Source organism: Bacillus sp. X1(2014) (assembly GCF_007678255.1).
Genome location: NZ_VEED01000016.1, coordinates 1 through 21,021, shown reverse-complemented (window position 1 = coordinate 21,021; position 21,021 = coordinate 1). Strand labels below are relative to the sequence as shown.

Below are 21,021 nucleotides of genomic sequence, written 5' to 3'. Positions count from 1 at the left end.
TTATCAAATAAAACCTTCTTATTTGTGCAGATCATCTTATATTTTACCGATATAGAGAATATATTTGTGTATATTACTTCTTACTCTATGATACAATCTCTCGTTATCTATGCTTCTATAAAAATATGGAAATTAAGGTCAGGTTGGGGAAATAAAAAAATGGCTTGGAGAAACCTCCAACCCATTTCTAAATTGCTCCATTCCCCTCCATTAACTTCTTCTTATCAGAAGGAAACATTCCTAACATGAGAACTACTGGTACGATATTAACCACCGCTAAAACCGTCCCTTGGAAATCCGTACCACTCATTAACCCGTGTACAGTAACTAGAATATAAAGAATGGGGTTAAGAGCATGCAGCTTCTGCCATCTTTGGTAACCAATTTTCTTACGGAACTTCGAAGTGACAATCGTTAAAATTAAGATATACGTCGCAATCGAACCTAATCCCATAGAAACCGTTTCATAGCTGCCGCTAAATGGAATTAGAATATCAGACCAACTAAATTTCATATAAGTATCAATCAGCAAAATTCCTAGTGACCGCTAAATATAATAATAGATATGCGACAATCCCTGTAGCTCGGATTGCATACCATTCAAGAGATTCCATTTTATTCGCCACCTCTCCAAATTTCTTTTGCTTCATTTATGATAACCGCTGGATTCTTTTTGATAGAAAGCAATGCCTTTCCGCGCTCTTCTCCCAATAATAGAACTACTTTCGCTAATACATCTGCTTCAACTGCCGTAGGCGCCGTTACCGTAGAAGAGATAATCTTGCTCGCAGACGGTTCGCCTGTTGTGGCATCAATCAGGTGATGCTTACTACTTCCATTCACTTTCCATCTTCTTTTCATCGAAGTAGATGTGGCGACAGCCCCATCAGTTACTTGGACGGAAGAGAGCATTTTTGATGGGTCAAAGGGATCTTCAATACCAATGTTTAAGTGCCGCGGCAGACTTCCAAAGATCCGTATATCTCCGCCAACATTAACAAATCCATATCCAATATCGGATAATATATCAGCTGCACGATCGACCACCCAGCCCTTAGCGATTCCACCTAAATCAATACGAGTATGCAAAACCACTGTTTGTCTTTCCTCATCTAATTGATAAGGTCTCATTTTCGTAAACACTGGGGCTATAGGGGATGGAGCCAGCAACTCCCTCCCTTTAATATACTCAATCGATTTTGTATACCCGCAGTTTTCAATTGCTGACAAAATACCAGGATGAAATACTCCATCTGTTTCTTCGTAAAATCTAAGTGCTTCTTTTAAAATACTAAATAATTGATCCGATACCTCGACTTCCTGCCCTAGCTGCTGATTTAACTTGGATAACTCACTATCTTCTTTAAACCGGCTGCAGGTGTCTTCAACAGAGGCAAATAATTTGTATACTGGCATGAGATCATTGGCGAATAGTTCTTGATTGATTGATAGTTGTACCATTGTACTCATAGAATTAAAGTTATACTTATACATGTTCAATTTCCTCCTGTAGTAGTCTCAAATGCACCATCGTTCATCAGGTTCCTCCGGTTGTCGTATCAAAGCCTCCATGTTGACTTGGAAACGAATGGTCTTGTGAAAAAGATTGGTCATCTGACTGCCTAGTTTCAAAAGTATCCGTAGATTCACTAGTATCAGTTGATGTACTAGTATCAGTAGTTCGGCTAGGGACCTCATAGGTGATTGATGAATCTTGGTTGCTCTCACTTTGATAGACTTGAGTTGAATTTTGTGTTGTTGCTACTGTAGTTGTTGTGCTTGTTGTATCTTTATTGGTAATTCCCATATATGACATCATTCCCGCGACAAGAGCAAGACTGGCAAAGCTCACTCCCCAAGAGGTAAATTTCTTTTTTTGCATGTGAAGGACTCCTTTCAATTTTTAAATGCTTACTAAGTCCATGTCTGCATTATGAAACGCCAACCTTAATTTAGTCTTAAGAGAAGGGGACGTTTCCTCTGGCTTTTTTTGAGGAGATTAAAGTGACCACTTGAATGGTCCCCTGGGATTATAGTAGGAAAACGGGAGGTGGCCGATAAAAATGGAAAAGCGGCAGATATATTCTAAAAGTGGCCGATAAAAGCGGGAAAGCGGCTGATATTTTCCAAAAGTGGCAGATAAAGTCTCCAAAGTGGCAGATAAAATGTTCAAACCCTATTAACCAAGTACCCAACCATCAAAATGGTAACTAAAAAGAGGCCCATTTCAGCAAATGAGCCTAATATCCGAACAGGTATGAGAGAGTTTTTTACGAAATAATAGATTTGTTTGCGAAACTAGCTCCTTTATTTGCGATACCATAAAAACAGATAGATTAATAGATTCCAGATAGGTCTTTTAAACAGAAAAAAGAACAAGGTGTTAATATCACCTCATTCCCTGCCATTTTGCATATAGTATAAAATTGATCGGGATCAACCCACTTCAATTCTGCCATTCATTTTAATAACCTCTTTAATAGCTTCTCTCATCCCATCATTTTCAATTTTAATGAGATAATTCGTCACAGCATCTGTTAACTTTGGCACATTGTTTAGGTCCATACCCCAAACCTTTTCATAAGCAAGTACAGATGTAACGATTTGTTTTATACCGCTGTCTGTTCCATCATAGTTTTCCCATAAGGATTTATACAGAACTAAAATATCTTGATCATCCTGTAGCTGAATCTCTTCTTCCCCTCTTTTTCCTTTGTAGAAACTGATTAAGGCACTAAGCGAGAAGGTTAATTTTTTAGGGAGTTCCTTCTTCTTGTCCAGATATTCTAGCAAAGACGGTAAATCCCTGGTTTTAAACTTAGACATGGAGTTTAAGGCAATGCTGCTCATATAGTGAGTAACAAATGGATTCATAAACCTTTCCAGCACAGCCTCTGCAAAAAGCTTCAATTCTTGTTCTGGCATCTCTAATACAGGAATAATTTCTTCATAAATTAACTCTTCCACAAACTTCTTGGTGATTTCATTTGTCACAGCTTCCCCCACCGTGTCTAATCCGTATAAATAAGCAACAGGAGTCATGGCAGAATGGGCACCATTTAGAATTCTGACTTTACTTGTCCGATAGGGTGTCATATTGCTGACAAATTTAACATCAAGACCTGCTTTGTCAGTTGGGAACTCCTCTTTAATCCAATCTGGACCTTCAATGACCCATTGATAGTATTGTTCTCCTACGACAACAAGGTCATCTTGATAGCCTAATTCTTCCGTGATTTCATTAATCGTGTCACTTGGATAACCAGGAACAATTCGATCGACAAGGCTGCAGCAGAATGTATTGGCCTCATGGAGCCAATGAACAAATTCGTCTCCCAGCTTCCAAGTGTGCGCATGTTGAAGGACGATTTCCTTCAGTTTTTCACCATTTCGATCAATTAACTCACAAGGAATAATGATAAATCCTTTATTAGTATCACCAGCGAATACTTTAAATCGTTGGTATAAAAGAGCTGTTAACCTCGCCGGATAACTTTTCTGCGGCTGGTCCTCCAATTGATCATTTTCCTCATAATAAATACCCGCCTCGGTTGTGTTAGAAAAGATAAATCTTAATTCAGGGTTTTCTGCCAGCTCTATATACTGCGAGTAATCTGTATAGGTGTTAATTCCCCTGCTGATACAATTGATCACGTGATGCTCTCTAACCGCTTGCTTATTCTTGATTCCTTGCAGGTAAAGTGTGTATAACCCGTCTTGTTCATTTAATTTAGGAATAATTTTTCCATGTTCTCTTGGCTGAACGACAACTACACTGCCATTAAAATTTGCTTCTTTATTCATTTTGTCGATTTTCCAATCAACAAAGCCCCTTAAAAAATTTCCCTCACCAAACTGTATGACCTTTTCCGGATATTCCCTGTAATCAGCCCAAGTTTCCTTCGTTAATCTTTGCATTGAATGAATCATCCCTTTTAATTAAAATCTGAAAGCGTTAACAATATATGACTTTATTTTATCATCAATAAAAGGAAGAAAACTAACAGGTTTTGCTGTGTTTATATCCGATTTTGATATGAAGGAACAAAAAAACACAGGTGATGGCCCTGTGTTTTTTCCCGCTAAAGTGCTATTTTATGCTCTTTTCGAAAATTGGCTGGAGTCATATTTATATATTTCTTAAAGATTCTATGAAAATGGGTCATGCTTTCGAAGCCGCATATTTCTGCGATATACGAAACAGAATGATTGGTTTCTATTAAAAGTTCTTTGGCTTTAATGACTCTTTTGGTGTTTAAATACACCGTCAATCCCATCCCGGTTGTTTGTTTAAATACTCTGCTGAAATGAGAGGTACTGACAAGGGCCTGGCTCGCCAATTCGGTCAGGTTCAAGGGCTGGCTTATATTGCTATTAATATAGACTAAAATTTCTTTAACCCACTCAGGTCCGTAAGTGTTCCTTTCGATTAAGTGCTGTTCATGATCCGTATGGGCACGATATAAATCTAGAATAATCTGATGAACCATCAGTAAAGAAGCATGCTTATTACCCAGTTGGTTATTTACCGTTTCTTGATTAATGGTTAAGAGCTTCCCTTCCATCTTCTTTTGATTATCCTGTGAAAGAGCAATTTTATAATTCTTCACTTTTTTTGCCCTCTCAAACAAATGTAAAAAAGAAAAAGCATCATCTATTAAAATATTATAAATTAACGTCGGGCTGAAAAAAATGATCGTAGATGTAACCGGATCATCCTTATCAGGCATGGCACGATGAATCGTATCATTTGGGATAAGAAATACATCACCTTGCCGCATGTCATAGAAATTGTCATCAATGAAAAAAGTCCCTTTTCCGCTATAGACATAGACAATTTCATAGTAGTCGTGAATATGATCAGACAATTCCTTCTGCGGACTTTTCGTATCTTGATAAACAAAAGAAAAAGGAAACAATAAATTGTTGTTTGAAATTTTTTGAACTGTTCTCATTTAGCTCATCACCCAAAGATATCTTATATCAAAAAATGGTACAAATAAAGCAAAACATGTAATTTATATTTCGATTCTTGTTGATTAATATAAAAGAAAGCAAATGTTAGAGATAATCATTCCTAAAAATGAAAGGGTTTTCTTCTCTTCGTTTACAAAATTTTTAAAAGCTGGGAGGAAAATGAATGAGTACAGTAGTGCAATTGCATTCCAAAGACGATGTGGTCATTTCCTTGCATGAGGTCCATCAGGGCGAAAATCTTCAAATTCAAACCGAAGAAAACGGCATAATCAATATTTCTATCCAAGAGGATATTCCTAAAGGGCATAAAATTTTAGTCCGCCCTGTACATAAAGGGGAGGATGTTCTCAAGTTTGGTTATTCAATTGGTAAGGCAAAGAGGGACATTTCTGCTGGAGAATGGGTACATACCCACAATCTTGAAACCGGTTTAAAGGGAATCTTGGATTATACCTATCAACCAATCAGCCAACAGGAAGTCAAAAAGGAATCGGAGCATACCTTCCAGGGATATCTTCGTGAAAATGGAGAAGCTGGAATCCGAAATGAAGTCTGGATTATCAATACGGTAGGCTGCATTAATAAAACATGTGAAGCTCTTGCTAAAATGGCAAGTGAACAGTTTAAGGATCGCGGAATCGATGGAATCTATCATTTCTCCCATCCTTTTGGATGTTCCCAATTGGGGGATGATTTGTCTAATACACAAAAGCTGTTAGCTGCTTTGGCTCAACATCCAAATGCAGCCAGTGTCTTGATTGTAGGACTAGGATGCGAAAATAACCAAATTGAATCTTTTAAAGAGGTGATTGGTGAATTTCCTCCAAATCGCATAAAATTCATGAAGTCCCAGGAAGTAGAAGATGAAATAGAAACTGGTTTACGTTTAATTGAAGAATTAGTAGAGTACGCAGAACAATTTAAACGGCAGCCGGTACCTGTTTCAAAGCTGAAAATAGGATTGAAATGCGGCGGCTCTGATGGGTTTTCTGGTATAACGGCAAATCCCTTAGTTGGAGCGGTATCTGATTTAATTGTTGCTGATGGCGGCACCGCAATTTTAACAGAAGTTCCTGAGATGTTTGGGGCGGAGACGATCTTGATGAATCGAGCAGAAAATGAGGAAGTCTTTAATAAAATTGTTCACTTAGTGAATGATTTTAAAGAATATTTTATTCGTCATGATCAGGTAATCTATGAAAACCCTTCACCAGGTAATAAAGCAGGTGGGATTAGTACACTTGAGGAAAAATCGCTTGGCTGTACTCAAAAAGGCGGACATGCTGTCGTTGTGGATGTAAGTTCATACGGTGAACGAGTAGTAAAACCTGGATTGAATTTAATCAACGCACCCGGTAATGACCTTGTCTCTGTTACTGCATTGACTGCAGCGGGTGCCCATATTGTATTATTCACAACGGGTAGAGGAACCCCATTTGGAGGGCCGGTACCAACCGTAAAATTAGCGACGAATTCCGATTTAGCCAAACGCAAAAAGAATTGGATTGACTATAATGCCGGACAGCTGCTTGAAGGAAGAACCATGGATGAACTGAAAGTTGATCTATTCCAATATATTCTTGACCTCGCATCAGGAGAAAAGAAAACCAATAATGAAAAGTTTGGTTTTAGAGAAATTAGTATTTTCAAAGATGGAGTCGTTCTTTAACTACCAAAATCTAGAAGTCTCATAAATAAAATTGTCATGTAAAATAAAGGAGTGCCATTCCAAATGAAAAGTATTGTTTGTGAACAACCGAATCAATTTAAAATGGTTGAAGTAGAAAAACCTGAGCTAAAAACGGGTGACGCTTTAGTCCGAATCCGCCGCATTGGTATTTGCGGAACTGATTACCATGCGTACAGAGGAAACCAGCCTTTCTTCAGTTATCCTCGTACACTCGGTCATGAACTTTCTGGTGAAATTGAGTCGATCGGTGAGAACCCTGCTGGCTTTAAGGCAGGCGATCAAGTATCAATTATTCCGTACATGAATTGCGGTGAATGTATTGCCTGCCGAAATGGAAAAACGAATTGCTGTACAGATATGAGAGTCTTGGGTGTCCACATTGAAGGTGGAATGAGTGAATGGATCACCGTCCCTTACAATCATTTAGTCAAAACAGCAGGGCTGACACTAGATCAGTCAGCGATGATCGAACCTCTAAGTATAGGGGCACATGCGGTTAGACGTTCTGAACTGAAGCAAGGTGAGTACGTTCTAGTCATTGGAGCAGGTCCTATTGGTTTAGGGGTCATGGCTTTTGCTAAGCATGAAGGGGCAAAAGTGATTGCCATGGATGTAAACGAAGAACGTTTAGCTTTTTGCCGTGAATGGGCCCGTGTCGATTACACTGTAAACGCATTGGATAATCCGGTGGAGAAATTGAACGAGATCACAAATGGAGAAATGCCTACAGTTGTATTTGATGCAACAGGAAATGCTAAATCTATGTCTGATGCGTTTAACTTTCCTGCACATGGCGGAAAATTAATCTATGTTGGTTTAACCAAGGGGAATATTTCATTCGATGACCCTGATTTCCATAAAAAAGAACTTACCTTAATGGGCAGCCGCAATGCTACTCGGAAAGATTTTGAATATGTAGTGAATGCCGTTCAAAGTGGTGGAGTGGATATCGAATCGTATATTACACATCGGGCAAGCTTTGATGAGATGATCAATCAATTTGAAGAGTGGTTAACACCAGAGGCAAAGGTAATTAAGGCGATTGTTGAAGTGTAATAGCTAATCTGGGGCTGCAAATGATTCCCTTAAGGAATCATTTGCAGATGATCAAGTAATCTTTTAAAAGAACCATTGGGATGCTTTAGATATTGCAAGAAAGCGCTGACAAAATTTTAGGGGGTAAATAAATGTTATCAAAGATGTTCACCAAAGATAAATTACCTGTAATGATCTTATTATTCATAGCTGGCGTTATCAATTATTTAGACCGTTCTGCCTTGTCCATTGGTGCTCCATTTATTAAAGAAGACTTATCACTATCAGCCACACAAATGGGAATCATTTTTAGTAGTTTTTCTGTTGGATATGCCATTTTCAACTTTATTGGCGGAATGGCTTCTGATAAATACGGTGCGAAACTTACACTGTTTGTTGCGATGATCGTTTGGTCATTATTTAGCGGTGCAATTGCATTAGCCGTTGGATTTACAAGTTTAATTGTCATTCGTGTTTTATTTGGAATGGGTGAGGGCCCGCTTTCTGCAACAATCAGTAAAATGGTCAATAACTGGTTCCCTGCTGACCAACGTGCGTCTGCTGTTGGTTTAACGAATAGTGGAACACCTCTTGGTGGAGCCATTTCAGGACCAATTGTAGGTTTTATTGCCATATCATTCAGCTGGAAAATATCCTTCCTATTTATTATGGCTTTAGGTCTTGTTTGGGCAATATTTTGGTGGAAATTTGTTAAAGAAAAACCGGAAGCATCTGTGGAAAAGTCAACTGTCGTAAAAATCAACCAGGTTCCAAAGCAAAAACGTCCATTAACGTTTTATTTGAAACAAAAAACAGTATTATTCACAGCATTCGCATTCTTTTCCTATAACTATATTTTATTCTTCTTCTTAACTTGGTTTCCAAGTTATTTGGTAGATGCTCGTCACATGGATGTTAAAGAAATGAGTGTAATAACCATGATCCCATGGATCGTCGGATTTATTGGACTAGCTTCTGGCGGATTTGTTTCAGATTTTGTTTTCAAAAAATTCACCAATAAAGGTGTCCTATTCTCAAGAAAAGTTGTACTGGTAACTTGTCTATTTATTTCAGCTGTTTGTATCGGAGGAGCTGGCCTTGTCACAACAACAGTCAGCGCGGTAACATTGGTTGCATTTTCGGTATTTTTCCTATACTTGACAGGGGCAATTTACTGGGCGATCGTCCAAGACGTTGTGGAACAAAGCAGTGTTGGTTCAGTAGGGGGCTTCATGCACTTCTTGGCGAATACTGCTGGGATCATCGGGCCTGCTTTAACTGGGTTCTTGGTTGATAAATCTGGTTCATTCACCTCTGCGTTTTTACTTGCAGGCGGATTAGCAATCTTTGCTTCCTTATCAGTCATCCGATTTGTTCGTCCCATTAAATATCCCAGTAATACGAAATCCGTAAAAATGACAGTATAGAAAAAATCGACAGGTGCTGCCTGTCGATTTTTACGTTTAATGATGAAGTCTAGTTAAGAAGTAAAATAGTCAGAATACATTTCTATTACTTCAGGTAATTCGTCTTTTTTGTGGCTAAAATGGTACTGCAATAATTTCTCTGTTTCCTCTTCGTTATTGGAAAAAACAGCTTGAAGGATACTTCGATGTTGACTTACCACATTTTCCATATGGTTTGGTGTCTTTAACTCTAAGTAACGCATCCGATTCAAATGGCCTCTCATTTGTAACACAACAAAATTTAATGTTTGGTTTTCAACAAGGTCCAAAAAAAGTTGATGAAATGCCTCATCCAACTGTAAGAATTCTATATTTTCTCCCTTTATCGCGGCTTGTTGTTGTTTTTCAATTAATTCAAGCGCCTTTGCTTCCATTTCTTTTTGACATAAATCATCAGGATTCCAGTTTCTAGCCACTGATTTGAACGCACTTATTTCCAAACTTTCTCTTACAAACCTGGCTTCTTCCACTTTCTTTACTGATATTAAAGCAACGCGTGCCCCCCGCTGTGGAATTATATCAAGTAATTCTTCTCGCATGAGCATGAGAAAAGCTTCACGAATCGGTGTACGGCTTACGCCTAAAACAGCTGCCAGTTCACTTTCCGATAACATTTGTCCTGGCTTAAAATTTAATGTAATAATTTCTTCACGGATTTTATCATAGGCTGCTTTTCCCAATGTTTTTCTGTTGGGAGAAGAGATACTATTAAGGCCCAAAGTGGACACCTCTTTGCACTATACTTGTAAACTAAATTCTACTTCTGTGTGTTATTTAAGTCAACACGAATCGGTCGCAAATGCCTTAGGGACAGTTCTCTTGGTGTAAATGAACTTCCATTTACCGCGGGAGGGCTATTTTCCTCTTTACGGTCAATGAAATGGGACTCCATTTACCGTGGGAGGGTAATTTTCCTCTTTTCGGTCAATGAAACGGGTCTCCATTTACCGCGGGAGGGCTATTTTCCTCTTTACGGTCAATGAAATGGGACTCAATTGCCCGAAGGAGTAAAATTAATCACTTCACGGTAAATGAAATAAGTTCAGACCACAAGAACCGCCCCCCTGTTCTCCCACATTTAGCGGGATATTTTCCCTGGACCATTGTTTGCAAAGGCAGCTACCTCATCTATTGAAAACACATTACAATCACCATGAACGGTATGTTTTAAGACAGATGCTGCTGTCGCAAATGTGATAAGTTCCTGGGAAGGCTTATTTTCTAAGATTCCATGTAAAATACCTGCGGCAAATGCATCACCGCCGCCTACGCGGTCAACGATGTGATCAATCTGGAAAATCTCTGATTGGTATAACTCCCCGCCAGTGTAATAGTTTCCTTGCAGCGTATTGGTTGAAGCAGAGATAATCGTTCGAAACGTTGAACTGATATACTGAATGTTTGGATACAATTCAACCATTTTTGAATAGTAATATCTCAATCTATCCTCTTTGGACAAGGAAGGGTCGGCTTGATCTAGGCCAAGAATATATACGGCATCCAATTCACCGAAGGAGCAGATATCCACAAAGGGAAGTAATGTTTTAAACGTATCTCCTGCTTCTTGCTGGCTCCAAAGTTTTGCCCGGTAATTAAAATCAAAACTGGTAAGTATCCCTTTTTCCTTCGCTTTTTTAAGCGCAAGCAACGTAAGTTCCTTTAAGCCTGGGGATAGGGCCGGGGTGATTCCGGTAACATGAAAGAGTTCTACCCCTGAAAAAACTTCATCAAAATCGATTTCATCTGGTCTAAGCATTGAAAAACTTGAGTACTTCCTATCATACGTCACTTGGGCATTTCTTTGTCCTACGCCTGTTTCCAGATAGTAGGAACCTAACCGTTCCCCGCCTTTAATCAAATAGTCAGTGTGGACATCGTAGGATTTCAAATGTCTCTCCACAGCTTTGCCTAATGGATTTTCCGGTACTTTACTAACAAAATAGACGTCATGTCCAAAGTTGGAAAGTGAAATGGCGACATTTGCCTCTGCACCGCCATAATGCATGCTAAGCTGATCAGCTTGAACAAGCCGTTCACCAGTCTCTACGGAAAAGCGAAGCATAATTTCTCCAAGTGTAACTATTTTTTTCATCAGTCGTTCCCTCTCGCTTCTTGTACTTTTTGGACATATTGCTTGGCATAGTCAGTAATTTTGCCATAATTCCCTTGCTTGGCCGGTGATACTAAATTTCCACCCACACCAACCGCAACGCAGCCATTTTTAATCCACTTATCAACATTATCCAGGTTGACTCCGCCCGTTGGCATAATGTTCACTTGTGGAAGAGGAGCTTTTATAGCTGTGACAAAGTCAGGGCCGAATGCATTGCCAGGGAATAGTTTCACGATATCGACTCCGGCCTCTAACGCCTGCTTTATTTCGGTGATCGTCATGCATCCTGGCATATATGGGATTTGGTAGAGATTACATAGTTTGGCTGTATCTGCATCAAATGCCGGACTAACAACAAACTGTGCACCGGCAAGAATCGCGATCCTTGCAGTCGTTGCATCAAGAACCGTCCCCGCTCCAATGACGACATTTGAATTCTCTCCGTAAATAGAAGCTAATTCCTTGATGACTTCATCTGCACCTTTTACAGTGAAAGTGACCTCAATTCCTTGAATGCCTCCCTCTACACATGCTTCTGATATTTTAATAGCCTCTTCCTTGGAATCGGCTCTTACAACAGCGACGACCCCACAATCGGATATTTTCGTTAATACGTCTAGTTTTTTCATTATTTACTCCACCTTTCATTTATTTCTTTTCTACTAGCAGCTATAAAGTGATTGGCTACCCAATTTTTACTTATGACGTCTTTTCAGTCGCCTATCCGCGCTATTGGCTACCCAACTTTTACTTGTGACGCCTTTTCGGTCGTCTATCCGGCTTATTGGCTACCCAACTTTTACTTTTGCTGCCTTTCGGTCGTCTATCTGGCTAATTGGCTGCCCATTTTTTACTTGTGACGTCTTTTCAGTTGCCTATCCGGGCTATTGGCTACCCAATTCTCACTTTTGCTGCCTTTTCAGTCGCCTATCCGGCTTATTGGCTACCCATCTTTTACTTTTGCTTCCTTTTCAGTCGCCTATCCGGCTATTGGCTACCCAATTCTCACTTTTGCTGCCTTTTCGGTCGCCTATCCGGCTTATTGGCTACCCAACTTTTACTTTTGCTGCCTTTTCAGTCGCCTATCCGGCTTATTGGCTGCCCAATTTTTACTTGTACCGCAAGTTGGGTCGTCAATAATAGGAAATGGGCCATGACAAACTTCGCATGACCCACCAACACCTATCTAACCGCAATTTTTTCCTTATCTGATATAACATACTTCTCTAAAGTACGGCGCACGGCACCGGTGCCGGCAAGCATGTCATAGAACATGGACTCAATCTTTTCGCCCAACCCTATCTCATACAAATTGACTCCAAAAATCGCTTCATTGGATAGGATTATATTTATATTAGATGTTCGGTCACCCAAAGCAACACCATCAAGTGCCGCCTTCAGGGTCTCAAGCTGCGGGTCAGGACTTAGCGTAAATGCCTTGCCTTCATCATCAATGCCGAGGAGATAGCGGCACCACGCTGCAATCGCAAGCGGGATACCGTTCAAATCAGCCGGATTCAGGTCCTCCCTTTGTACATAGGACTTCAACGTTTCACCGAAGCGGATTCCAACTTTTAGGGAGGTGTCACACGCGATGCGCTGCGGCGTATCCGGGATATAAGGGTTAGAAAAGCGTTCGTTCAAAACTTCATCCAGGAAGGCTTTCGGGCTAATAATCTCAGGGTCGACCACTACCTTCAATCCTTCTTGATAACCGATCATTTCTACAAACTTTCTCAGTGTTTCGTCTTTCATTTCATCTGCAATCAACGTATAGCCAAGCAGGCAGCCGGAAACAGCCAATGCTGTATGAAGCGGATTCAGGCAAGTGGTTACCTTCATCGTTTCAATGTTGTTCACCGTTTCCCTGTCCGTAAAAATAATTCCCGCCTGCTCTAGAGCTGGACGGCCATTCGTGAATTTGTCTTCTATGACAAGATATTCACTTACTTCTGCATTGACGAAAGGCGCCGTATACGTATTTTTAGGTGTGACTATGATATCCATGCCGGTAATCCCTTGATCAACAAGAGCTTCTTTCACCTTTTCAGATGGCCTTGGCGTAATTTTATCAATCATGGTGAAAGGGAAGGTGATCTTGCCTTCATCCTCAAGATAAGCAATAAAGCCTTCCTCCACCTGTCCCCTTTTGAGCCATTCCTTTGCAATCGTTAAGACGGCAGCTTTGAGCTTGTCGCCATTATGGGAACAGTTATCCATGCTGACGAAAGTCATCGGATATTGGCCTTTCAAATATCTGCGGTAGACAAGCGATGTGACAATGCTCATGGCATGGACCGGTTGATCCAAACCAGTTTCAAAATCCTTCTCAACCATGCCTATGAACTCTCCAGATGGATTGGTCAAGGTATAGCCTTTTTCCGTAATTGTAAAACTGGCCATCTGTAGACTTGGATTTTCAAAAATCTCAATCAGTCGGTTGAATTCATCGTTCCGGTTAAAATCAGCGGCAATCGTGTCGACAATGCTGTTAATGACGGTCTTCTCAAAAGAGCCGTTTGCTTTCATGGTGACAAGCAGGGTCAGGTTATCATACGGCTTATTTAACCGTTCGATCATGTCAAAATCATACGTTTTCACCGCAATAATTCCGGTCTCGGCTAGTCCTTGGTTTAACAGTTTTTGATGCGCATTGGCCACAAAGGCCCTAAAAATATTTCCAGCACCAAAGTGTACCCACTGCGGCTTTTCTAGCGTGTTTTTGGCAACCTGTTCAAAATCAAATTGCGGAAGTTCGACACCGATTTCTTTCCATGCTTCAGCTTCATTAACTATGCTGTTTCTCTTTAACTGTAGCACTTAGCTCTCTTCCTTTCTCTTTTTCCAGGCTGTCCCAAACACCCAGCATGTACATAATTCCAAGCGCTCTGTCATACAGCCCATAACCAGGTCTGCAGTGTTTCTCTTCGCCCCAAAGGTGACGGCCGTGATCCGGGCGGACATAACCTGTAAATCCATTTTCATGGTACGCTTTGATGACTTCGGCTACATCGACACTTCCATCCTGGCCGCGGTGAGAGACCTCAATAAAATCGCCATTTTCAAAAACCTTTACATTACGGATATGCGCAAAGTGGATTCGATCATGAAATTCGCGAATCATTGCCGGTAGATCGTTTTCTGGATTGGTTCCTAATGACCCTGTGCAGAATGTTAAGCCATTGTAGGGGCTGTCCACTAGATTTAGGAATCTTCTGATATACTCCCGATTTCGAATAATACGCGGCAAGCCGAAAATCGGCCAAGCCGGATCATCCGGATGGATCGCCATTTTCACATCATATTCCTCACATACAGGGATCACTCGTTCAAGGAAGTATTTCAAGTTGTCGAAAAGAATGTCCTCGGTCACACCCTCATACGCTTTAAACAATTCATCCAACTTCGCCATACGTTCTGGCTCCCAGCCCGGCATCGTAAATTCACCGGCTCCGCCGAGGATTTTTTCAACCATATCTTTTGGATCATCGGTAATCGCCGCTTTTTCATAAAACAGAGCATTGGAACCGTCTGGCAATTCCTTATATAAGTCTGTTCTTGTCCAGTCAAAAACCGGCATAAAATTATAGCAAATCACTTTTACTCCGACTTTAGAAAGCTTCTTAATGGTATCGATATAAATATCGATATACTTATCCCTGGTAGGCAATCCGATTTTGATATCATCATGAATGTTTACGCTTTCTACTACAGCCGGGCTGAATCCTTTGCTGCGAATTTGGTCCGCAACCTCCTGGATTCTTTCCATTTCCCATTCTTCCCCTGCAACTTTATCATGCAGAGACCAAACCGCACCCATTACACCTGGAATTTGCCGAATATGATCAAGTGTAATCGAGTCGTTCCCTTCACCATACCATCTCCATGTCATTTGCATCGATATCCACTCCTTCTCTTTTTATCGTGAAAAATCTAAATGAACTTTTCTAACTGCATCTGGATTTGTTTCGATTAATTGAATCGCTTCTTTCACTTGCTCGAAAGGAAACGTATGTGTAACAAAGCTATCTGTATCTATTTTTCTATGATTGAAAAGGTCAATGACTTCTGGAAACTGGTTCGTTTGCAATCTGGATCCACTGACGGTCAGTTCTTTTTTCGTAATTTCCAGCTGCGGAATCCCTGACTTTTCTTCACTAAATCCTAAAACAACAATTCTTCCAGCAACTGATGCAAGTTGGACAGCTTGTTCGAATGTTTTTGTTGTACATACGGCATCGATGACAACATTCGCGCCCATTCCCTCAGTTAATTCATTAATTTTTTGAAAAATATCTTCGTTCAACGGATTGACCGTAAAATCAGCACCAAGGCTTTCGGCATAGCTCAGCTTTTCTTCACTTAAATCTGAAATGATAACTGTTGCCCCTCTATACTTGGCAACCTGCAAGGCACAAATCCCAATCGGGCCGGCGCCCATGATAAACACAACATCTCCCTGCCTGACATCCCCACGCCAATTTGCTTGTGCCCCAATTGTAAAGGGTTCTACTAAAACTGCTTCTTTCCAAGCCAATGTTGGGTCAACTTTGTGAGCCATTTTTTCAGGGACAACTACATACTCCTGATAACCACCATCAATGTGAACCCCAAATACCTTTAAATTCTGACAGACATTTTGCCGTCCAGATCGGCACGCATAGCATTCTCCACAAGTGAGAATCGGTTCGATGACAACATGATCATCCACCTTAAGGGAGGTAACGTCCCCACCAATCTTTACTACTTGGCCAGTGACTTCATGTCCGATTACCCGCGGATAGGTAGCGACTGGTGAGGTTCCATGATAGATATGCATATCTGAACCACAGATCCCAGCCATCTTCACCTGAATCAGAACCTCATTTTCATGTTGGATCTGTGGCATTTCTTTCTCAATGATTTCAAGCTGCCCTGGTTTAACCACTTGTATCGCTTTCATTACTTCATACTCCTCAATACCCTTTTTCTCTTAAATACTAGTATACAAGGATAGGGATAAAAAGACGGGATACTAGTATACAAGATAGGGCGTAAAATTAAATTCATTTGATATAGTTTCATTATATTACACTGGTATACTAGTGTACAAGTTATTCGTTACGCTATTAAACCGCTTTCCCTGTCAACTCGCCCTTATACTTTTTAGTAATAGGTTTAACAAATTTAATGACTGCTAATGAAGCAAAAACTGCTAACCCTCCGGCCAATAAAAATGCCGCGGTGTAAGTGCCAGATTTCTCCACAAGGAAACCAGTTAATGTAGGACCAATGATTCCAGCGGTATTAGCCAAGAAGTGCATGAATCCTCCAACAGATCCTACGTTCTTTTGATCGACAACGTCTTGGACGATCGCCCAGTAAATCGCACCTGTTAAATATAAGAAGAAAACGGATAATGCTACTAAACTTACAGCAGCCACTGTGGTAGTAACAAGACCGGCAATCCCAATACAAACGGCTGATGTAAACAAACAAGATACTAATACTACTTTACGAGCAAATAATGCTTTTCCTACTTTTTTATACACAAAATCAGAAACCATACCGCCTGAAGCTAGACCAATGAAACCCAATACCCAAGGAATAACGGTTACGACACTCATCTCTTTAATACTTAGGCCGCGTGCATCAGTTAAATAACTTGGGAACCAAGTTAAGAAGAAAAATAGAATATAGTTATACGCGAAGAACGCAAAAGCTGTAAATAGGACCGTTTTTTGTTTTAAATAAAATGTTAATGGTATTTTTGCACCTGACTGATTTTGACCTGGCATTGCAGCGCCATTATTTTGCTTGCTTTCCTCAGCAGGTTTATCCTTAATAAACATCCACCAGCATACTGCCCAAACTAATCCAATGATCATAATGAGCACGAAAGAGACTTTCCAGCCATAATTCAAGGCAATGATCCCAACGATAGGACCGGCAATTGCTCCTCCTAGTGGTGTACCACTATTAGCAAGCCCAATTGCTGTTGCCCGTTTATCTGAAGGGAACCAGTTATTGACCATTTTATTAATGGTTGCTGACAATGGCCCTTCGCCCATTCCAAAAAGTACCCGAATAACAATCAAGCTGGCAAGGCTGAATGCTAGCGCAATCGCACCGCTGAATAGAGACCAAACAACCATAGCTACAAACAAAGTAAGTTTTGCCCCGTATTTATCAGACGCTACTCCGCCAATAAAGTTGAAAATGGCGTATCCAACAGAGAAGCTACTAAAGACGATCCCCAATTGTGTCGGTGATAAATGTAAATCTTCGGTAATAAAAGGTGCCGCTATAGAGAGAGCAGATCTGTCTAAGTAGTTCACCACACCTGCTAAGAAAAGCATTACTAATACAATTGTTTTACCTTTTGAAAACATATATTAAACCTCCTTGTAATGTTTTGACTCCAATGCAAACGTTTACTTTAAATAATAAAAAAATATTAATTTCGGATATTTTAGCTTTCACTCCTTTTAGCTTAAATGTAAGCCTATACAAAAAGTCTACATAGAGATATTACCACACTCATATACTAGTATACTAGTATCTTCTGAATATTTTTTATTTGCCTTTTTTTTACAGGTGCCAGAGGGACGGTTCTCCTGGCTTTTTTTGCGGTTAAAGTGACCAAGGGAACCGCCCCCATGGTTTCTCGACCGATGTCGGACACGATTGCCTTTGAAACTATGAAAGCTGTCCGAAGACGGCCAATGTTCGGACACGATTGCCTTTGAAGTTACGAAAGCTGTCCGAAGACGGCCAATGTTCGGACACGATTGCCTTTGAAACCTCGAAAGCTGTGTCCGAATGGACCCGAATCGAACACAGCAACAAAATTTACGAAAAGAGCCATAAAAAAACAACCTAACCCCATACATGATTGCAGGGGCTTGCGGTTGTAAGTTTTGTTCACATAATAATCGGCGACGGCCGATGCGTTTTCAGCATCCTTTCCAATCAACCGATTGACACTGAGTCCTATTCCTTTTTATTAGAGAAGGAACAAACTCTATCATAAAAGTGGTGCCTGACACCACCGAATCATGTCGATAAATTCGACAAAATGCTGGTGGTGACAGGCACTTATTGTTTGTTTACTTCACGTGCGATTGATTCCAAAATATACATAACTGGAATTTGGGTTGTTATATTTGAATTATTATACTTTTCCTCTGTTACATAGTAAGGTACATTTACATCTGAAAGTTTTGCAACCGTGCAATGTTGACTGTTTGTAATGCTGACAATCTTACTTCCTTCTTGTTTAAGTTGATTAATATGCGTAACCGTAAACCGATTTTCTCCTGATACAGACAAGGCTATCGTCGTACTGTTTTGTAAATATTTCGCACTAATTGGAAAGAGCGGGTCTTTTATGTAAAGGGAAAATTTACCCAAGCTTGAGAAATACCTTGCCCCATATTCTGCTAATATTCCAGAACTCCCAATCCCAATAAATATAACACTATCAGAATCTGCGATCATTTCCGCTGCATCCATGATATACGAATCAAGATTTCCTTTTAACGTCCGCTCTAGAAATTCAGATAAGGACTCTTGCGAACTTCTCAAATGAGGAGTTTGGTCTTTATCTAATAATAACTTCAACTTCACTTTGAATTCCGAAAATCCTTCACAATCCACTTTTCGGCAAAATCGTAGGATCGTTGAAGTCGAAACGTGCGTCTCATTTGCCAATTCCCTTATCCGCATATAAATCACTTTATCACTGTTTTTAATAACATAATTATATAAAGACATCTCCAGATCATTAAAAGTGCTGATCACTTCATTTGAAAACAAATAAATCCCCCCTCTAGTCGACCCTATTCATTAATGAACAAAAACTATTGTGATTGGAATTATCATACCACATGTTTAAAAAAACATAGTGTTTTCACAAAGTAACAAATCACTATTAACGACAACTGTTACAAAAACCTTCCCTTCTATTTCCACCGGCATTATTTGGAGGTACACTTTCGATGAACAGAAAAACTTCATTGATATACACAGTATTTAAAAATATCCGGAGGTGCACAATCATGAAAAAAGGGATTAAAATTGTTACAATAGGCGGAGGTTCAAGTTATACTCCTGAACTTGTAGAGGGTTTTATTAAAAGATACGATGAACTGCCAATTAGGGAGTTATGGTTGGTGGATATTCCAGCAGGACAAGAAAAATTAAATATTGTCGGTTCTCTTGCTAAACGTATGATAGAAAAGGCCGGTCTCCCAATTGAGGTACATTTAACTCTTGATCGCCGTGAAGCACTTAAAGACGCAGACTTTGTAACCACTCAATTCCGTGTTGGATTACTTGATGCTCGTGCAAAGGATGAGAGAATACCATTAAAATATAATGTCATTGGCCAAGAAACAAACGGACCAGGTGGATTATTTAAAGGTTTACGAACCATTCCAGTCATTTTGGAAATTTGTAAGGATATCGAAGAACTATGCCCTGATGCTTGGCTAGTAAACTTCACAAACCCTGCGGGCATGGTAACGGAAGCTGTACTCCGTTATAGTAATATTAAAAAGGTAGTGGGACTCTGTAATGTTCCTGTTGGCATAAAAATGCAAACAGCCGAAATGCTAGAAGTGGCTCCTGAAAGAGTCGACATCGACTTCGCTGGGCTTAATCATATGGTATTTGGTTTAAATGTTTATGTAGATGGAGTAAGTGTACTTGGTGACGTGATTGAAAAAATGGCGGACCCCGAAAACTCAATGAGCATGAAAAATATTAAAGCCATCGATTGGGAGCCTGATTTCCTTCGTGGGTTAAACGCGATTCCTTGCCCATATCACCGTTATTATTATAAAACTAGTGAGATGTTAGAAGAAGAAATCCGAGCAGCAAAAGAAGAAGGCACTCGAGCGGAAGTTGTAAAGCAAGTCGAAAATGAACTATTTGAACTTTATAAGGATCAAAATTTAGCGATTAAACCTCCTCAACTAGAAAAACGCGGTGGTGCCTATTATAGTGATGCCGCTTGCAACCTAATTAATTCGATTTATAACGATAGACGTGACATCCAGCCAGTAAACACAAGAAATAATGGTGCGATTGCAAATATAGCAGATGACTCTGCCGTTGAAGTAAACTGTATCATTACAAAAGAAGGACCTAAACCAATTTCAGTAGGTGAGCTTCCTGTCGCAGTACAAGGACTTGTCCAGCAAATTAAATCATTTGAGCGTGTTGCTGCAGAAGCTGCCGTAACCGGAGATTATAATACAGCTCTACTTGCAATGACCATCAATCCGCTCGTACCTTCTGATACAATTGCAAAACAAATCTTAGATGATATGTTAGAAGCACATAAAGAATACTTACCACAATTTTTTACAGCAGTAGAGGCTTAAAGAATAGTGCCTGACACTCCCCGAATAATGCGGGGAGTGTCAGGCACTGTTAGTTAAATATTAAAAACCCGTCCCGCGATGGTTTTCATCTCACTTCCATTTAAATAAGAAGCCTCTTGTCCTTAATTAAGCAATCAACGGAATTAGAATAAGCGGAGATTTTCCGGTTAATTGCAGAATAGAGCTCGTTTCAGGGTAAAATAAGGGAAGTTTTTCCGGTTATGCAAAGCAAAATCCACCATTTTCATGTTTTTCGATTAAATAGGCGGAATTTCTCCTTCTATTTAAGCTATTCTTAGTCAAGCCCATTATTATGTGTAAATTCATTCCTGATGAAAAACAATGTTAAGCAGCTGATTTATTTTTTGTGTA

The 21,021-nt window shown here is 40.0% G+C and carries 18 protein-coding genes; 5 read left to right on the top strand and 13 right to left on the bottom strand.

All coding sequences use genetic code 11. The features are described from left to right. Window positions 1-187: 187 nt before the first annotated feature. From FS608_RS22745 to FS608_RS22725, 5 genes are all read right to left on the bottom strand, one after another. Window positions 188-514 carry a hypothetical protein gene (locus FS608_RS22745; protein ID WP_144554855.1) on the bottom strand — a complete coding sequence of 109 codons (327 nt, stop codon included), beginning with the start codon at window positions 512-514 and terminating at the stop codon, window positions 188-190. Window positions 515-615: 101 nt separating this feature from the next. Continuing rightward, window positions 616-1,494 carry an FAD:protein FMN transferase gene (locus FS608_RS22740; protein ID WP_144554854.1) on the bottom strand — a complete coding sequence of 293 codons (879 nt, stop codon included), beginning with the start codon at window positions 1,492-1,494 and terminating at the stop codon, window positions 616-618. A gap of 43 nt (window positions 1,495-1,537) precedes the next feature. After that, window positions 1,538-1,882 (bottom strand): hypothetical protein, encoded by a 345-nt coding sequence (locus FS608_RS22735; RefSeq protein WP_144554853.1) that lies wholly within the window; start codon window positions 1,880-1,882, stop codon window positions 1,538-1,540. A gap of 554 nt (window positions 1,883-2,436) precedes the next feature. Then, complete coding sequence (locus FS608_RS22730; protein WP_144554852.1) at window positions 2,437-3,918, bottom strand: tagaturonate reductase; 1,482 nt, start codon at window positions 3,916-3,918, stop codon at window positions 2,437-2,439. 164 nt (window positions 3,919-4,082) lie between these two features. Then, the gene (locus FS608_RS22725) at window positions 4,083-4,955 is read right to left on the bottom strand and encodes an AraC family transcriptional regulator (RefSeq protein WP_144554851.1); all 873 of its coding nucleotides are present in this window, start codon (window positions 4,953-4,955) and stop codon (window positions 4,083-4,085) included. A gap of 185 nt (window positions 4,956-5,140) precedes the next feature. Here FS608_RS22725 and FS608_RS22720 point away from each other — a divergent pair, with 185 nt between their 5' ends. The 3 genes from FS608_RS22720 (at window position 5,141) to FS608_RS22710 (ending at window position 9,129) form a co-directional block, all read left to right on the top strand. Further along, window positions 5,141-6,646 (top strand): UxaA family hydrolase, encoded by a 1,506-nt coding sequence (locus tag FS608_RS22720; RefSeq protein WP_144554850.1) that lies wholly within the window; start codon window positions 5,141-5,143, stop codon window positions 6,644-6,646. A 63-nt stretch (window positions 6,647-6,709) separates the two neighbouring features. Beyond that, window positions 6,710-7,723 carry a zinc-binding alcohol dehydrogenase family protein gene (locus FS608_RS22715; protein WP_144554849.1) on the top strand — a complete coding sequence of 338 codons (1,014 nt, stop codon included), beginning with the start codon at window positions 6,710-6,712 and terminating at the stop codon, window positions 7,721-7,723. Between the two features lie 143 nt (window positions 7,724-7,866). Continuing rightward, entirely contained in the window at window positions 7,867-9,129 is a 1,263-nt protein-coding gene (locus tag FS608_RS22710) for an MFS transporter (RefSeq protein ID WP_144554929.1), read from the top strand. 53 nt (window positions 9,130-9,182) lie between these two features. Here FS608_RS22710 and FS608_RS22705 read toward each other — a convergent pair whose 3' ends face one another. The 7 genes from FS608_RS22705 to FS608_RS22675 form a co-directional block, all read right to left on the bottom strand. Continuing rightward, window positions 9,183-9,887: a GntR family transcriptional regulator gene (locus FS608_RS22705; RefSeq protein WP_186328859.1), complete on the bottom strand. Its 705-nt coding sequence runs from the start codon at window positions 9,885-9,887 to the stop codon at window positions 9,183-9,185. Window positions 9,888-10,246: 359 nt separating this feature from the next. After that, on the bottom strand, window positions 10,247-11,260 hold the full coding sequence (locus FS608_RS22700) for a sugar kinase (protein ID WP_144554847.1): 1,014 nt from the start codon (window positions 11,258-11,260) through the stop codon (window positions 10,247-10,249). Further along, on the bottom strand, window positions 11,260-11,910 hold the full coding sequence (locus FS608_RS22695; RefSeq protein WP_144554846.1) for a bifunctional 4-hydroxy-2-oxoglutarate aldolase/2-dehydro-3-deoxy-phosphogluconate aldolase: 651 nt from the start codon (window positions 11,908-11,910) through the stop codon (window positions 11,260-11,262). The genes FS608_RS22700 and FS608_RS22695 overlap by 1 nt, the downstream gene beginning before the upstream one ends. Before the next feature lie 553 nt (window positions 11,911-12,463). Continuing rightward, the gene (locus FS608_RS22690) at window positions 12,464-14,101 is read right to left on the bottom strand and encodes a mannitol dehydrogenase family protein (protein WP_144554845.1); all 1,638 of its coding nucleotides are present in this window, start codon (window positions 14,099-14,101) and stop codon (window positions 12,464-12,466) included. Continuing rightward, complete coding sequence (gene uxuA / locus FS608_RS22685; protein ID WP_144554844.1) at window positions 14,070-15,179, bottom strand: mannonate dehydratase; 1,110 nt, start codon at window positions 15,177-15,179, stop codon at window positions 14,070-14,072. Before uxuA ends, FS608_RS22690 begins: the two co-directional genes overlap by 32 nt. Before the next feature lie 21 nt (window positions 15,180-15,200). Next, window positions 15,201-16,223: a zinc-binding alcohol dehydrogenase family protein gene (locus tag FS608_RS22680; protein ID WP_144554843.1), complete on the bottom strand. Its 1,023-nt coding sequence runs from the start codon at window positions 16,221-16,223 to the stop codon at window positions 15,201-15,203. A 166-nt stretch (window positions 16,224-16,389) separates the two neighbouring features. After that, complete coding sequence (locus FS608_RS22675) at window positions 16,390-17,652, bottom strand: MFS transporter (RefSeq protein ID WP_144554842.1); 1,263 nt, start codon at window positions 17,650-17,652, stop codon at window positions 16,390-16,392. 353 nt (window positions 17,653-18,005) lie between these two features. Here FS608_RS22675 and FS608_RS30905 point away from each other — a divergent pair, with 353 nt between their 5' ends. Beyond that, window positions 18,006-18,143, top strand: a complete 138-nt coding sequence (locus FS608_RS30905) for a hypothetical protein (RefSeq protein ID WP_222127395.1) — start codon at window positions 18,006-18,008, stop codon at window positions 18,141-18,143. Between the two features lie 215 nt (window positions 18,144-18,358). On the opposite strand, the gene FS608_RS22670 is transcribed toward FS608_RS30905, so the two are convergent. Then, window positions 18,359-19,078: a MurR/RpiR family transcriptional regulator gene (locus FS608_RS22670; protein WP_144554841.1), complete on the bottom strand. Its 720-nt coding sequence runs from the start codon at window positions 19,076-19,078 to the stop codon at window positions 18,359-18,361. A 242-nt stretch (window positions 19,079-19,320) separates the two neighbouring features. Here FS608_RS22670 and FS608_RS22665 point away from each other — a divergent pair, with 242 nt between their 5' ends. Beyond that, on the top strand, window positions 19,321-20,649 hold the full coding sequence (locus FS608_RS22665; RefSeq protein WP_144554840.1) for a 6-phospho-beta-glucosidase: 1,329 nt from the start codon (window positions 19,321-19,323) through the stop codon (window positions 20,647-20,649). The last annotated feature ends 372 nt before the right edge of the window (window positions 20,650-21,021 follow it).